Source organism: Marinobacterium sp. xm-d-530 (genome assembly GCF_013283365.1).
Lineage (GTDB): Bacteria > Pseudomonadota > Gammaproteobacteria > Pseudomonadales > Balneatricaceae > Marinobacterium_E.
This window is the reverse complement of record NZ_WBYM01000004.1, coordinates 257,880-273,486: the sequence shown is the minus strand read 5'-3', so window position 1 is coordinate 273,486 and position 15,607 is coordinate 257,880. Positions and strand designations below refer to the sequence as shown.

14 protein-coding genes, 1 tRNA gene and 1 pseudogene are annotated in these 15,607 nt (G+C 50.7%); 7 read left to right on the top strand and 9 right to left on the bottom strand.

The window, feature by feature from the left end; genetic code table 11:
* Positions 1–12 precede the first annotated feature (12 nt).
* The 8 genes from trpC to XMD530_RS08575 form a co-directional block, all read right to left on the bottom strand.
* Positions 13–822: an indole-3-glycerol phosphate synthase TrpC gene (gene trpC / locus XMD530_RS08610; RefSeq protein ID WP_173488681.1), complete on the bottom strand. Its 810-nt coding sequence runs from the start codon at positions 820–822 to the stop codon at positions 13–15.
* Positions 822–1,847: an anthranilate phosphoribosyltransferase gene (trpD, locus tag XMD530_RS08605; protein ID WP_173481236.1), complete on the bottom strand. Its 1,026-nt coding sequence runs from the start codon at positions 1,845–1,847 to the stop codon at positions 822–824. Before trpD ends, trpC begins: the two co-directional genes overlap by 1 nt.
* A 140-nt stretch (positions 1,848–1,987) precedes the next feature.
* Positions 1,988–2,974, bottom strand: a complete 987-nt coding sequence (locus XMD530_RS08600) for an AEC family transporter (RefSeq protein WP_173494877.1) — start codon at positions 2,972–2,974, stop codon at positions 1,988–1,990.
* Positions 2,975–3,012: 38 nt separating this feature from the next.
* Complete coding sequence (locus tag XMD530_RS08595; RefSeq protein ID WP_173488682.1) at positions 3,013–3,693, bottom strand: phosphoglycolate phosphatase; 681 nt, start codon at positions 3,691–3,693, stop codon at positions 3,013–3,015.
* Positions 3,690–4,361 (bottom strand): ribulose-phosphate 3-epimerase, encoded by a 672-nt coding sequence (gene rpe, locus XMD530_RS08590; protein WP_173481239.1) that lies wholly within the window; start codon positions 4,359–4,361, stop codon positions 3,690–3,692. Before rpe ends, XMD530_RS08595 begins: the two co-directional genes overlap by 4 nt.
* 91 nt (positions 4,362–4,452) lie before the next feature.
* Positions 4,453–5,259 carry a co-chaperone DjlA gene (gene djlA / locus XMD530_RS08585; protein WP_173488683.1) on the bottom strand — a complete coding sequence of 269 codons (807 nt, stop codon included), beginning with the start codon at positions 5,257–5,259 and terminating at the stop codon, positions 4,453–4,455.
* Complete coding sequence (gene murU, locus XMD530_RS08580) at positions 5,259–5,936, bottom strand: N-acetylmuramate alpha-1-phosphate uridylyltransferase MurU (RefSeq protein WP_217364178.1); 678 nt, start codon at positions 5,934–5,936, stop codon at positions 5,259–5,261. Before murU ends, djlA begins: the two co-directional genes overlap by 1 nt.
* Positions 5,937–5,941: 5 nt before the next feature.
* Positions 5,942–6,964, bottom strand: coding sequence for an aminoglycoside phosphotransferase family protein (locus XMD530_RS08575; protein ID WP_173507026.1), 1,023 nt, complete (start codon positions 6,962–6,964; stop codon positions 5,942–5,944).
* A 111-nt stretch (positions 6,965–7,075) separates the two neighbouring features.
* Here XMD530_RS08575 and lptD point away from each other — a divergent pair, with 111 nt between their 5' ends.
* The 5 genes from lptD to apaG are packed head-to-tail and all read left to right on the top strand — an operon-like array spanning position 7,076 to position 13,191.
* A complete protein-coding gene (lptD, locus tag XMD530_RS08570; protein ID WP_173506294.1) occupies positions 7,076–9,694 on the top strand; it encodes an LPS assembly protein LptD in 2,619 nt (872 codons plus the stop codon).
* Positions 9,681–10,967 (top strand): peptidylprolyl isomerase, encoded by a 1,287-nt coding sequence (locus XMD530_RS08565; protein WP_371731753.1) that lies wholly within the window; start codon positions 9,681–9,683, stop codon positions 10,965–10,967. Before lptD ends, XMD530_RS08565 begins: the two co-directional genes overlap by 14 nt.
* Entirely contained in the window at positions 10,967–11,956 is a 990-nt protein-coding gene (gene pdxA / locus XMD530_RS08560; protein WP_173507024.1) for a 4-hydroxythreonine-4-phosphate dehydrogenase PdxA, read from the top strand. The genes XMD530_RS08565 and pdxA overlap by 1 nt, the downstream gene beginning before the upstream one ends.
* Before the next feature lie 6 nt (positions 11,957–11,962).
* Complete coding sequence (gene rsmA, locus XMD530_RS08555) at positions 11,963–12,778, top strand: 16S rRNA (adenine(1518)-N(6)/adenine(1519)-N(6))-dimethyltransferase RsmA (RefSeq protein WP_173507023.1); 816 nt, start codon at positions 11,963–11,965, stop codon at positions 12,776–12,778.
* 26 nt (positions 12,779–12,804) lie between these two features.
* Positions 12,805–13,191, top strand: coding sequence for a Co2+/Mg2+ efflux protein ApaG (apaG, locus tag XMD530_RS08550; protein ID WP_173507022.1), 387 nt, complete (start codon positions 12,805–12,807; stop codon positions 13,189–13,191).
* 13 nt (positions 13,192–13,204) lie between these two features.
* Here apaG and XMD530_RS08545 read toward each other — a convergent pair whose 3' ends face one another.
* Complete coding sequence (locus tag XMD530_RS08545) at positions 13,205–14,059, bottom strand: DUF72 domain-containing protein (RefSeq protein ID WP_173507021.1); 855 nt, start codon at positions 14,057–14,059, stop codon at positions 13,205–13,207.
* A 118-nt stretch (positions 14,060–14,177) separates the two neighbouring features.
* On the opposite strand from XMD530_RS08545, the gene XMD530_RS08540 reads away from it, so the two are divergent.
* Both XMD530_RS08540 and XMD530_RS11350 read left to right on the top strand, forming a co-directional pair.
* Positions 14,178–14,254 (top strand) — tRNA-Met (locus XMD530_RS08540).
* 288 nt (positions 14,255–14,542) lie between these two features.
* A pseudogene (locus XMD530_RS11350) lies at positions 14,543–15,598 on the top strand (PQQ-dependent sugar dehydrogenase).
* The last annotated feature ends 9 nt before the right edge of the window (positions 15,599–15,607 follow it).

Genomic DNA, 15,607 nt, shown 5'->3' with positions numbered 1-15,607 from the left:
AATAAAATCCTTTTATTTAAACAGCTCAGCCAGACGTTCACCCGGCACGTCGGCACGCATAAATGCCTCACCCACCAAGAAGGAGTTAACCTGATGCTGACGCATTAGCGCCACATCGTCGGGCCCTAAAATACCACTCTCGGTGACTACAATACGATCATCAGGAATGTCCGCCAACAGCTGTATGGTGGCATCTAAGCTAACGTCAAAGGTGTGCAAGTTACGGTTATTAATACCCACTAGGGTGTTGCCCAGCGGCAGAGAACGGAGCAGCTCGTCACGATCGTGCACTTCGATTAGCACATCCATACCCAGCGATATAGCTAGGTCGTTGAGCTCTTTCATTTTGGCATCATCCAGCGCCGAGACGATCAGCAGTATACAATCCGCACCCATGGCACGCGCTTCATAGACCTGGTACTCATCGACAATAAAGTCTTTGCGAATGACCGGTAGCGAACAGGCTGCACGAGCCTGCTGTAGGTACTCAGTAGCCCCCTGAAAGAAATCAACATCGGTCAATACCGACAGACAACTTGCACCGCCGACGGCATAAGATTGCGCGATATCAGCTGGGTGGAACTGTTCACGTAGCACCCCTTTACTGGGGCTCGCTTTTTTAATCTCAGCAATGACGGCCGAGCGACCTTCTGCCAATGCATTTCGCATCGATTTCACGAAACCGCGCGGATCAGTGGCACCGCCTCGGTTCGCTTCAATTTGAGCTTTCAGATCAGTGATAGAGACCTGCTCTGAACGCTCGGCAATCTCTTCAAATTTACGATCAATAATTCGGGTTAGTACCGTTGGGATATTTGACATTAGGCTTCCTTAAACGCCTGACTGAAACGAGCCAGCTCTTCCATTTTCGCTAACGCCGCACCGGATGCGATCGTCTCGACCGCCAACTGGACACCCGCTTTAAGTGATTCAACCTTGTCTGCCGCGTAGAGTGCAGCACCCGCATTCAGCGCTACCATATCGGCTGCTTTAGGGTTGGCACCACTCATCGCTGCTCGAATCAGAGCAAGACTTTCGTTCGCATCAGCCACCTGCAAACCTTCTAAGGTTTGCGCCTCCAAACCGGCGCTTTCAGCGGTAATTTCATACTCAGTCACTTCACCGTTTTTCAGCTCTGCCACCTGCGTTGTGGTCGCAAGCGAGATCTCATCCAGACCATCATTAGAGTGAACGACCAAAGCGTGCACGGCACCCAAGCTGCGCAAAGCCTCAGCCATAGGACGACATAGAGACTCATCAAACACACCCATGAGGTAGTGCTTGGCACCCGCTGGGTTGGTCAGAGGACCCAAAACATTAAACAGCGTGCGCATCGCCAACTCACGACGAGGACCGATGGCATGCTTCATCGCACTGTGATGCTGAGGCGCAAACATAAAGCCGACTCCCACCTCATCAATACAGCGAGCCACCTGCTCTGGGTTCAGCGCCAAGTGAATCCCCGCCGCCTCAAGAAGATCTGCAGCACCTGATTTTGAAGAGACCGAACGATTACCATGCTTTGCTACAGTACCGCCCGCAGCTGCGACAACAAACGAGGTCGCAGAAGAGACATTAAACAGGTTTGAACCATCACCGCCTGTACCGACAATATCCACCGCTTGAGGGTCTGTGACGCTCACCGGCACTGCTAGAGAGCGCATAACATCGGCTGCTGCGGTAATCTCTTCTACCGTTTCGCCTTTAATGCGAAGCGCTGTTAGAAAAGCACCAATCTGTGCGTCGGTCGCCTCACCTGTCATGATCTGGCGCATAGCCGCGGTCATCTCATCACGCGATAGGTGATGCCCCGCAACAACTAAGGCTAATGCCTCTTTAATATCCATGGTATTTCCTTTCTTCGTGCTCGCAGCGCACGCGCAACTGTTATAACAATCACTGTTATCTTTTGGTGATGCTGTACGATGCCCAATCCCAATCGGGTTCGCAACCTCTTTAGAAGAAAATCCTTAGCCTTTAGGCGATCCTAGACCAATTGCATTAAATGCAGAGCGAAGTAGAGCCAAGGAACCACCAACGCCATCGAAAGCGTCGAGACAATCCAATTTGAGTTAGCCAGATCAACATCCAAATCGTAATAGGCGCTGGCCACCACTGAGTTGACCGCAGGGGGCATGGAGCTCAATATCAACACGACGCCGAGCGCCAAGCCACCGGCGTATTCGCCCAATCCAACCAACCAGGCCATAGAGAGGGTCAACAGCGGTACCAGAGTGACGCGGGTAATGGCCACTTGCAGTGAATATTTGGCGTAGCGCGCGATACTGGTCACTTTCAATCCCAAGCCGACCGACACCAGCATACTGAAGGTCCCGATCGGAATGACCCAATCATTCGCACTGTCTAGAAATAGAGGGCGGTCTATTCCGCTGAGGTTAAACAGAAACCCAAGGCTAAACGCCGTTAAAATGGCGATAAGAAATGGCTGCTTAATCACCTTAATGAGTCGCTGAAAACGAGTCAGCCCCTCACTCCCTTTACCTGAAACCCACTGCGCGACCGGATACCCCACCAGAAAATAGAAGATCTCTTCGAACAGGCGATAGAGGGTAACCAATGCAAAACCTGCTTCACCCAAAAAGAGGTAGACCACCAAGGAGCCCATGGCACCAATGTTGGTAAAGCTGGTGGTTAGACCCATCACAGCGCGACCGGGACGATCCTGTTTATTCAATAGCCCTAAGCCATACCCCAACAGACCGCCGACTATCAAAGCAAATAGGCAGATCAAAGGCAGTGCCAGCAGAGTCGTATCGGTAAACTCGAGCACCCAGATCGCTAATAGAAAGGCGATGGGTATCATCACCATGATACCTAAATCACGCGTCACACGACTGAGTGTTGTTAACGCAAAAGGGAGCCTAATAAAAGACGCTTCAACGACTCTGCGCAGCAGGTAGCCACTGCCCAGACCAGCAAAAATAATGAACAGCGAAAAGGAGAGCTTATCCATAAAGCGCTAACCATCAATCCTTGAAAGTTAATAGCCAATTAGTGGTGAAAAGAGTCCAGTGACTCGACTACTTGATCTGGGTTGCACTCTTCAATAGGGAGCCCATGATTGTATCCGTAAGGCACTGCCAGAGCGGCTACGCCGGCAGCATGAGCGGCATTAATGTCATTGGAAGAGTCACCCACCATGAGCGATTCGTCGGCATTCACACCCGCTTTAACCATGATATCCAGTAACTGATCAGGTTCGGGCTTACGTTTAGGTAGCGAGTCGCCACCGCTCACAAAATCAAACAGATGAGCAATACCCACCCCTTCAATTAATGGTGTTGTGAACTGCATAGGCTTATTAGTAACAACCGCCAGCTTAATGCCTTTTTGACTCCAACGCGCTAGCGCCTCTTTAACCCCAGGGTAGGTACAAGCCGTCACGCCATTAGACGCTTCGTAGTAGTGAAGAAACAACTGATAGGCGTGCTGATACTCCTGCGTATTTTGAAGATCAGCTGGATAGTCCATTGCATCCGACAGCGCCCTAGCGACCAGCGCATGCGCACCATTACCAACCCAGGTTCGAATTTTGGCATCACCCGCCTCGGGTTTACCAACAGCTTTCAACATCTGATCAACCGCGACGGTAAGATCTGGAACGGAATCGACTAGAGTTCCATCCAGATCTAACATGATGAGCTTGGGCGCTTGATCGGCAAAGAGTCTCATCGCGTGGTAGCTAGCTCCGCTCGCATTGTGTCGATGGTTGCTTTGTAGTCATCGGTATTGAAGATCGCAGAGCCTGCAACGAACGTATCGGCACCCGCTTTAGCGATCTCTGCAATATTACTGGTCGTTACACCACCGTCTATCTCCAGTCGGATATCCAAACCAGACTCATCAATACGACGACGTGCTTCGCGCAATTTATCCAGCGTTCCTGGAATGAACTTCTGACCACCAAAACCCGGGTTCACCGACATTAGAAGAATCATGTCGACTTTATCCATCACATGATCAAGGTAGTGCAGCGGCGTTGCTGGGTTGAACACCAGACCTGACTTACAACCCCCGTCACGCACCATCTGCAGTGAGCGATCGATATGCTCAGACGCTTCAGGGTGGAAGGTGATGTAGCTGGCGCCAGCATCAATGAAGTCACCGATAAGACGATCGACAGGTTTAACCATCAGATGCACATCAATTGGCGCTTGAATGCCATGGTTAACCAGTGCCTTACAGACCATTGGGCCAATGGTTAGGTTAGGAACGTAGTGATTATCCATCACATCGAAGTGGACAATATCGGCGCCTGCTTCCAATACGTTTTCAACCTCTTCACCTAAACGAGCAAAATCCGCTGACAATATCGAAGGGGCAATCAAAAAATCTTTCATGGGTCTAACCTAGCTGTTTAATTGGGTTCATTTTAAGTCAGTGCTAAAAGAGACAACAGAAAGAAAAACTGAAGACTCTTTTAATGGGCCGTTAACTGGCTTTGCGGACCTCTCGAATCAGGTCATAGGCCGCCTGGATCTCTTGTGCCTTCTCTTTAGCCAGCTGCATCATCTCTTCTGGCAAACCTTTTGAGACCAGCTTATCAGGGTGGTGCTGACTCATCAGCTTACGCCAAGCCCTTTTTACCTGTGCATCAGTGGCACTGGCATCGACACCGAGTACACCATAGGCCTCATCGATACGCTGCTGAGTCGGTGCACCGCCCTGCCAGTGCTGATGAAAGCTGCTTTGCGCCTGCATTCGACGAATCAGAGCATCAATGGCATCGCGTTTAAGACCCAGTCGCTGACAGATATCGACAATCACCAAACGCTCGGCATCGCTGATTTCACCATCGGCAAAAGCCGCTGCCATCTGCAATTCAAAAAAGATCATGCGCAGGTCATTACGATGTCTAAAGACTGCAGCAAGTGGGCGCAACAGTGGATCCAGATCAAAGTCTGGGGACTTACCCTCGGTAAAGTACTCTATCGCCTCTCGGCGCTTGGACTCATCGAGCTGCATTCGATCCATCACGGAGCGGGCGTATGCGATCTCATCCTCGGTCACTCGCCCATCCGCTTTTGCGATACGCCCCATGACGGCAAAGGTCGCTCGAAAGAATATTAACTGTGGTGCCATCTGCTTAGCTGAACGAATGCCACGCTCTAACTGAAAGCCTAAAAAACCACCAAAAATCAGACCCCAGATACCACCGGTAAACAGGCCTACCAGTGCACCTAAGACTACACCGGTACGGTATCGAAAAATTTGTTCGCCTATGGCTTGAGGATTCATCAACCCGCCTCTTTCAAAAAGGTTTCAACATCGGCAAGGCGATCCACCGTACCCACATCATTCCAATATCCGCCTAGCTTAGCACCGGCCACTTTAGACTGCTCTATCATTCTGCGTAAAAGCGGCGCTAATGCCGCTTTTTCGTTAAGCGCCAACTCATCAAACTGTGAAGGTCGTAACAGACTCACACCCGCAAAAGTCAGCTTTTCGTCACCATGAAGTGAGACTCGCTGATCAGACAGGGCAAAGTCGCCATCGCTGTGCCAGCTTGGATTATCAACCAACCAGAGTTTAGCCAGGTCGTCTGAATCCAGAGTTAAATCCAGTTCTGAGTACTCTTGGGAGAGGTAGACATCCCCATTGACCAGAAGAAACGGCTGATCTGAGCCCTCTGTTTTGAGCATAGGCAGTGCTTTACGAATACCACCTGCCGTCTCAAGAGGCTCCTGCTCGGCAGAATAACGCAGTGAGCAACCAAACTGCTCGCCACTGCCCAGTGTTTGCTCAATCTGCTCACCGAGCCAAGCGTGATTAATCACAATATCAGTGATGCCCGCGCGCACCAGATTTTCGATCTGATAGACAATTAAAGGCTTTCCCAAAGCCGGTATCAAAGGCTTGGGGGTTGTCAGTGTCAGCGGGCGCATTCGAGTTCCCAAGCCCGCCGCTAAAATCATAGCTTTCACAATTTCGGCCACTCAGGAGCAATATGCTGACCAAGCAGTTGGTGTTGGCGCATGGCAGGTATCAGCCCAGATAGCGCCTCTTTTAGATCGGAGAATTCCGAATGGGCCGACGCGGCTCGGTAGAGGTATTCGAAGGTCAATGGAATATCTTTAAGGTAACCCGATTTCCCATCACGCAGGTATAGTCTGGAGAAGATACCCAACACCTTGAGCTGACGCTGCATGCCCATCAGATCGAAGAGCTTTTTAAACCCTACTGAGTCTGGCAAAGAGAAACCGACATCCATCAGCATGAGGCGGTAGTTTTCTACCCATTCAGCGACCGTTGACTCTGGCCACTCGATGTAGCTATCACGTAACAGTGACACCAAGTCATAGGTGACAGGACCGATCAATGCATCCTGAAAATCGATCACACCCAGTCCGCCATCGACTAACGGCATTAGATTGCGCGAGTGATAGTCGCGATGCACACAAACTTGAGGTTGACTGAACGCCGATTCGATCAACTGCTGATAGGTCTTCTCTAGAAGGCTATCCCAGCCCTCTGTGATGCCAAGCATCTCACCTAAGAACCACTCTGGGAAAAGATTCATCTCACGTGTCAGCACGGCGGCATCATAGTTGGGCAAGCCCTCAGCCGGCAGCATCTGAATACCCAACAGCGTCTCTAATGCCTGAAGATAGGGCGCATCACCTTCGGATTTCAGGCGATCTAAGAGCTGCTGATCAGCAAAATCCTCCAGCAGCATAAAGCCTAAAGCAAGATCATCAGCCACCACTTCAGGCACATGAATGCCTTTTTCAGACCACTCTTTAGCGATACGCACAAATGGCTCTGAATTCTCTTTCTCTGGTGGGGCATCCACAGCGATTAACTCTGCTGTAGGTGTCGACGCACGGAAGTATCGACGGAAACTGGCATCACCGCTGACAGGGGTAATCTCTAGCTGGTCGCGATCGGCATAGGGCCAAACCTGTCTAGCCCAGTTTTTTAATTGCGCTTGGCGCGAACCCATTTACGTTAACCTCTGGTACTGAAGAGCGGGAATCTTTATTATAAGTGCCCAATATTACTCGACTTTTGAGGCTACTTAAACGTCGTCTCGGTAGCCAGCGGATCGCATTCAATGCCCTTCGAAAAAAACGCAATTACAAAAATCATTTTAGGCTTGGTTGTTGCAGGTGGTTCAAACGCCGCTAATGCAGCGGGCGCCTGGGACTGTCAGCAGACTGACCGAGGTTGGAGCTGCGGTGCTTCTGCCGATTACAAACCTGAGCCGGTTCCGTTAACTCGCATCTCAGCAACTGAAGATGCGATCGAAGCACAGATCACAAAAACGCTGCCTAAACCGCTGCCAGAGCCCAAAAAAGAGCAAGAGCCCAAAAATTCTCTGACCGCCGAGCCAGAGCAGAAACCAGAACAGACAATCGCCGCCAAACCTGAACCCGTTAAAACGGACGCTAAACCAGAGCCTGACACAAAAGCTGTTGCAACAACTGCAACGAGCGAAGCGACAGATGAGCCGATTGAGGCAGTCACTCTTCCAGCTCGGGCCATCATTCGTGACCCTAGTGATGACCGACGTGACATCAATTTAGACTGGGTTCGTTTAGCACCTCTGGATGCTGAAAGACTGGTCTGCAAAGGTCGCTATGATGAGCCTGACATCTGGGTTGGCGATCTGGCTCCCGGTAACGAAGAGAGCAGCACGGTCATCAACGCTGACGAATCCGATGCCGATCTCGATGGTTTATCCATTTTACGTGGCAACGTCATCATCGAAGAGTCTGGTCGCCAGATTAAGTCCAACCTCGCCGAGTTTGAAGCGCAATCGCGACAAGCCCTACTGCGTGGCGATGTGCGTTACCGTGAACCCAACCTGTTGATGATTGCAGATGCCATGTCTGCTGACCTGAACAATAAGATCGCCATCGCCAATGAAGCGCGCTTCGTCATGCATGATCAACATATGCGCGGTGATGCAGAAGCGATGACACGCTTTGGTGATCAGCGCGTTGAAGCCGAAGATACACTGATTACCTACTGTGAACCGGGTAATAACGATTGGGGCATTCGAGCAGCGCAGATGGAGCTCTATCCTCAAGAGGGGTATGGAGAGGCGTGGAATACCCGATTTGAAGTTGCTGGTGTACCGGTCTTCTACCTGCCCTACTTCTACTGGCCATTGAATGACACGCGCAGAACGGGCTTACTCTATCCATCCCTCAGCACCAGCGAGCAGGATGGTTACGATCTGGCTCTGCCCTACTACTTCAACATTGCGCCTAACATCGATGACACGCTAACGACGCGCATCATCGAACAGCGTGGCGTACTGTTTGAAAACGAGGCGCGCTACCTCAACAGCTTCAGCATGAACACGCTGAATACCAGCTGGCTTCCCGATGATGATCTTCAGGGGAGTGAACGTTGGTTGATCGACTTCAATCATACCGGCACTCCGGCACCCAACTGGTCGAGTGATGTCAGCTTCACTCGCGTCAGTGATGACAACTACTTTGACGACCTAACGCCGGTAACGCTGGCAGTACCGGCTGCTGATGTACTTTCTCAGCGTGCTCAAGTAGCCTATAGCGGTAATGGCTGGAGTGCATCGGCACTGGTTAATGATTATCAGATTCTAGATAACTCAACCAGCTACAAGCGCATGCCTCAGCTCAACTTCAGTACCAGCCAAAGTCTGAATGAGACAGTGCTGAATCTCGCCGTGCAGTACACACAGTTTGATTCAACCAATGAGAGCGCAACCGACGGCAGTCGTCTTCATGCCCGCCAGTCAATCGGTTACAGCGCGGAGACCACTTGGGGTTACCTACGACCTGAAGCGGGCGTTTGGCACTCAAGCTATGACTTCTCAGATAATAGCAGTGCGTCGCACACCAACCTGTTTGCCTCGTTGGATTCAGGCCTGATCTTTGAACGTCAGGGCGAGATTGCCACTCAGACGCTAGAGCCACGCATCAAACTGATACATGTTGATGGTGAGGATACAGACACACTTAACTTTGACTCAGGCGCCCTTGGCTTTAGCTACGGCAACCTGTTCGATAATTTAGGCTACTCCGGTAATGACCGTGTCAGCCATACCGATCAAGCAACCCTAGGTCTAGAGAGCAAAGTCTACAGTCTAACGGGGCGTGAGCTGATCTCGGCAGGCATTGCACAGGCTCACTACTTTGGTGATCACGATGCTCGCCCAGGCGATTCAACCGGTACAGCAGATCAATCGGATTACGCTGTCTACGCCAGCTGGAAGCCCTCTGAAGTGCTGACGCTGAGCCATGACTCGCGCATTGATCGTGAAACAGCTGCGTTACTGACCGAAAACTATCGTGCCTACTACCGTCCAGATGATGAGCGACTACTCTACGCAAACCTACGTAAAACGCAGAGCAGTGACGGTAACAACACCTTCAACCAGATCGATCTGGCCACGCGTTGGCCGATCACGACAGAGTGGAGCGGCGTTGCACGATACACCCAAGATATCAAAGAGTCTGAAAACCTAGAGACGCTTGCCGGTATCGAGTACGAAAACTGCTGTTGGAAGGTGCGCTTTACCGGACAGCGAAGCATTGTCGACGGCAGCAGCGATTTCGAACGTGAGAACAAGTTCTACATTCAATTCATTCTTCGCGGTCTGGGCGCCTTTGGCCAGAGCGAAGGTCGTCAGTTCCTTGAGGATTTAACGGGTTATAACGAGGATGACCGTGACAACTTTTAAACATTTGATCGCATCGGCGATTCTTGCCCTCTCAAGCAGCTCCGTGCTTGCAGAGCCCGTTGCACTGGACCGTGTTGCCGTCGTAGTTAACGAAAGCATCATCATGAGCTCCGAAGTGGATCAGCGAATTCGTGATATCCGTGCTCAATTAACGGCACGTAAAGCTCAGCTACCACCCGCTGAGGTTTTGGCTAATCAAGTCAAAGAGCAGCTGATCATTGAGAGTATTCAACTGCAACTGGCAGAGCGCCAAGGCATTCGCGTCAGTGATAGTGAGCTGAACAGTACGATGAACCGTATCGCTCAGCAGAACAACCTATCCCTGAGTGATTTCCGTAAAGCGTTGATCAATGAAGGGCGTGACTATCAGCAGGTGCGTGATCAGATTCGCCGTGAACTGATCATCAGCCGTGTTCAGCAGAGCAACGTCAACCGTCGTGTTAGCGTAACGGACCAAGAGGTTCAGAACTATCTCAATTCAGATCTTGCGAAGAACCAAGACCGCAGTGAATATCTACTGAGCAACATTCTAGTCGCTCTTCCTTCACCTGCGTCGCCAGAGCAGATTAAATCCGCTCAAGAGCGCGCCAACCAACTTAAAACAGAGCTGGATCAAGGCGCTAATTTTGCGGATCTAGCAGTACGCAGCTCCGATGCACCCAATGCGCTGAATGGCGGTGATCTGGGCTGGCGCAAAGCGCAAGAGCTACCAACCCAAATATTCTCTGCTGTGTCGGGTCTAGCAAATGGCGACGTCTCTAAAGTGGTTAGAACCCCTTCAGGCTTTAACCTGCTGCAGTTGCGCGAGCGTCGTGGCGATCAAGCCACACTGGTAACCGAAACCCGGGCACGTCACATTTTGGTAGCCCCTTCAGAGATTCGCACATCAGCACAGGCTCAAGCCTTCGCTGAGGAGATCTACTCACGATACAGAGAGGGTGAACCCTTTGAAGAGTTGGCGCGCCGCTACAGTGATGATCCGGGTAGTGGCTCATTGGGTGGTGAATTAGGCTGGATCCAACCGGATAAGATGGTTGTTGAGTTTGAACAGCAGATGGACAAATTGGCTATTAATGAGGTGAGCGAGCCTTTTGAATCTCGCTTTGGCTGGCACATTGTCCAAGTACAAGAGCGTCGCCAACAGGACTTCACCACTGAGATGCGTGAAAACCAAGCCCGCTCAGAAATCCGTAAACGTAAGTACGATGAAGCACTCTCCACTTGGTTACGTGAACTTCGCTCAGAAGCCTACGTCGACATTAAGGTGAAGTAGTGGCTCTTCGAATTGCACTGACTCCGGGTGAGCCTGCCGGCATCGGTCCAGACCTTTGTGTTCAGATTGCCCAGCAAGGCTCTGAACACCAACTGGTCATCATCTGTGACCCTGACATCATTGTCGATCGCGCAAAACTCTTAGGCTTGCCGATCAAACTGCATGAGTTTGATCCGGACCAGCCTGCCGTTGGCTGCCAGCCTGGAGAGCTCTTTTACATTGGCACCCCCTCGAATGCCGATGTTATTCCAGGCCAACTGGATCCGCTCAATAGCGTCTATGTTCTGAATACCCTTCGTTTAGCTGTAGACGGGGCTTTGGGTGGCATGTTTGATGCCATCTGCACAGCACCGGTTCATAAGGGTGTCATCAATGATGCTGGTTACCCCTTCACAGGCCATACAGAGTTTCTGCAATCGCGCTGTGACGTCGATCAGGTTGTTATGATGTTGGCGACCCAAGGGCTACGAGTTGCTCTTACAACGACACATCTGCCATTATCAGAAGTACCTCAAGCTGTGACACAACCGCTACTTCGTTCGGTCATTGATATTCTGTTGGATGATCTGAAGCACTACTTCGGTTGTGACAAACCCAGCGTTTTGGTTGCAGGCTTGAACCCCCATGCCGGCGAAGGCGGACACATGGGGCGTGAAGAGATCGACACTATCGAACCGGTACTCAATAGCTACCGTAAGCAGGGTGTTAACCTGATTGGCCCACTCCCTGCCGATACGCTCTTCACCGAACACCATCTAAAAGACGCTGATGCGGTGCTTGCGATGTACCACGACCAAGGGCTGCCAGTTCTCAAATACAAAGGGTTTGGCCAAGCAGTGAACATCACCTTGGGTCTGCCTATTGTGCGCACCTCAGTCGATCACGGCACAGCGTTGGATCTTGCCGGCACAGGCAGAGCCGATGCAGGCTCTTTGCAGACCGCCCTTAGCTATGCTGCCGAGATGGCTTCTAACCGTAAACAATCATAGGTTGATATGAGCAGTAAAAACCCTGGGCACGTGGCCCGCAAACGTTTCGGTCAGAACTTTCTGCACGACCCTACTATTATCGGTCGTATCATCTCTGCGATTAATCCAAAACCTGAAGAGCACCTCGTTGAGATTGGTCCCGGTTTAGGTGCACTTACAGAAGAGATTCTAGAGCTCGCCGGTGCGCTGGAAGCGGTAGAGTTAGACCGTGATCTCGTTCCAGTCCTGCGTACCAAGTTTTTTAGGTACGAGGAGAAGTTTAAGATTCACGAGGCGGATGCTCTCAAGTTTGACTTCTCGTCACTGCAACAAGATGAGCACCCACTGCGCGTGATCGGCAACCTGCCCTACAACATCTCAACGCCGCTGATTTTCCATCTCTTGAGTTTTTCAGGATTGATCAGCGACATGCACTTCATGCTACAGAAAGAGGTGGTGGAACGTCTAGCTGCGCAGCCGGGTGAAAATCACTACGGCCGCCTTGGCATAATGGCGCAGTACTACTGTCAGGTAGAGAAGCTCTTTATCGTGCCACCTGGCGCCTTTAATCCGGCACCGAAGGTCGATTCCGCCATTGTTAGATTGATTCCGCACAAAACCCTGCCAATACAAGCAAAAAGCGCTGAGCTGTTGGCTGACGTCGTCAGAACCGGTTTCAGTCAGCGACGTAAAACTCTGCGTAACAACATGAAGGGTTGGATTACCGGCGAGCAACTTGAAGCCTTGGGTATTGATCCTGGGTTACGCCCTGAGCGCCTCTCACTTGCTGAATTTGTCGCCATCGCTGACGCGATCTATGATTTACGAAACAGCGCTGAATAAGCACTGCACGACGAGACTCTCTATCCATGCAAGATTATGAACTGAGCCGAAACGTAGTGATCGATGTGACAACCGACTATCTGACCGACCAATCGGATCCAGATACACACCGCTACGTCTTTTCGTACCACATCACCATCACCAACCATAACCCTATGCCAATCCAGCTACTGAGCCGCCGTTGGCTGATTACCGATGGTAATGAGAAGACACAAGAGGTATTGGGGGAAGGAGTTGTCGGTGAACAGCCCACCATTGAACCGGGCAAAAGCTACAGCTACACCAGCGGCACGGTGTTAGCGACTGAGGTGGGTGCCATGCAAGGTCACTACGACATGATCACCGACGAAAATGAGACCTTTCAAGCGACCATTGCCCCCTTCACACTGGCACAAACTCACGCGTTACACTAGCAGAACGGACTCTCTAAAATAGAGAGCTCTGTTCGGATGCAAGTAGTTTTGGCACTGCACCCTGCACAGAGGGTTTTGCCTCTTTCAACTTATCGACAAAACGCGAGGCGAGTTCCGGTGCTTCAGCACAATCTGGCGTATGAAAGAAGAGATAAGGCACCCTCCCCTCATCGACCCACTGCAACACCTTAGTGACCCACTGATCTAAATAGCGATCGGACTCCTGCCACTGCATGGTCGAGATGAAACGAACCTGCGGATGCTGAGCCGTTGCAATGACATGTAAGGGTACCTTTGGCTTCTTCTGCTGTGCATCTAAGGTAGCTGAATCCATAGCGGTTACCGCAAATATGGGACGGGTGTCGAACATCACACGATTGACGCCGGTCTCCAGCAGCATCTGATTAAACGCCCTCTCCTCATCCCCTTTAGCAAAGAACTCAGGGTGACGAACTTCAACCGAGTAGTTGAAGGCCTTAGGTAGAGCCAACAGAAATCGATGGATATGCTCAATCCCTTCACTGTTAAAGCTTTTTGGTAGCTGCAAGTTGAGCAGCCCAATTTTATCCGCCAGCGGCTCCAACACTTCAAACTGCTCGGCCACTTTAGGATTAGCCACCTCTAAAGCGCTGCGATGAGAAAGATCTTGGTGGAACTTAAAACAGAATCGAAAGTCATCCGGCGTCTCATCCCGCCAACGCTTCACCGTATCCGGTTTAGGCAAACCATAAAAAGTCGTGTTTCCCTCAACCGATGAAAATTGACGAGCATAACGTTGTAGCGCAGTTCCACCCCCTGCCAAACAGCCACCCTCCCAAACAGGATGTTGCCACTGAGGTAAGCCTAAATAGTAATCGTGCAACGCCATACTCCTTAAAATAGGCTACAAAGAGTACCAAACTAAAAAAATAGTGAAAGAATCTCGTAATAATTTAGAAACAGGCTTGTAGCAACCTTAAACCTATGTATAATACGCCCCACGTTGATGCGGGGTGGAGCAGCCCGGTAGCTCGTCGGGCTCATAACCCGAAGGTCGTCAGTTCAAATCTGGCCCCCGCTACCAACGTAAAAAAAGGTATAGGCCCGCAGGGTTTATACCTTTTTTTTCGTCTGGCGGATGGGTCAGATGCAGAACTGACGACAAATAATGCAGGACAGCATTATTTGGATAGCTGAAAGCTAGTCCGCAGGATTACTTCACAGGATGTGTAATCGCAAATCTGGCCTTGAAAGGAGCACCAAAGGTGCGACGGCCCGAAGGGTGAAAACACAGGAGGTGTTTTCATAAATCTGGCCAAAAATCCACCCCAGCCCAAATACCGTAACTACATAAAAACCAACGGTATCTGAAATGAAAGTCATCACTCTCCTATCAGCCTTACTACTAAGCCAGGCTTCTCTCGCCTTCACCATCGAAAAAATAGGTTCAGACATTTCTCACCCTTGGGGTATCGCTGTCCTTAACGATGAAGAGGTCCTCGTGACAGCAAGAGCCGGTGCCCTTTTGCGCATTAACCTTACAACCGGGCAGCAAAGAGCCGTTTTACCCACCCCGTTTGTAGCAAGTTTTAGGCAAGGCGGGCTTCTCGATGTCGCCTATGATGAACAATCAAATAGGGTACATCTTTGCTACAGCAAACCGTTAAAAGGTGGCGCAGGCTTAGCGATTGCATCGGCCAAATTGGATGGGTATCAGCTTTTAACACCCAAGGATATTTTTGTCTCCAACCATCGCTCTCCCTCCGGTGCACACTTCGGCTGTCGGATAGTCATAGAGGGCAACTACCTGTTTGCCTCTTTGGGCGACCGTGGTGATCGCAGTAACGCTCAAAACCCCTCCAATCATGCTGGATCAATTATTCGACTGAACCTTGTTGAGCCGGAGCCAGCCAATACTCAGAAAGATTGGTTGCCTTAGATTTACTCGATGGGTCATCGAAACCCACAAGGTCTTGCATTACAGCCTAATACAGGACTTTTATGGTCTCATGAACATGGTCCACGCGGTGGTGATGAGATCAATCTCATTGAGCAAGATAACAACTACGGTTGGCCAACCGTCTCTTACGGTAAGGAGTACATAGGTGGGGATATAGGTCTTAACTCATCACCCGATGGATATACCGATCCTCTCTGGGTCTGGGATCCAAGCATTGCACCATCGGGAATGACCTTCTATACCGGAGAGATGTTTCCCGAATGGCAGGGCAATCTTTTGGTTGGCGCTTTGAAGTTCACAAGCATCTACCGAATCGTCATAGATCCTGATAGCAATCTGCCCGTTTCAGAGGAGAGATTATTCAATGATGAGATGGGAAGAGTTAGAGACGTTGAACAGGCCAATGATGGCTCAATTTTAGTGTTGAGTGACGCACCCAATGGTGGCCTATATAGGATAAGTCGATAAATCATTAAG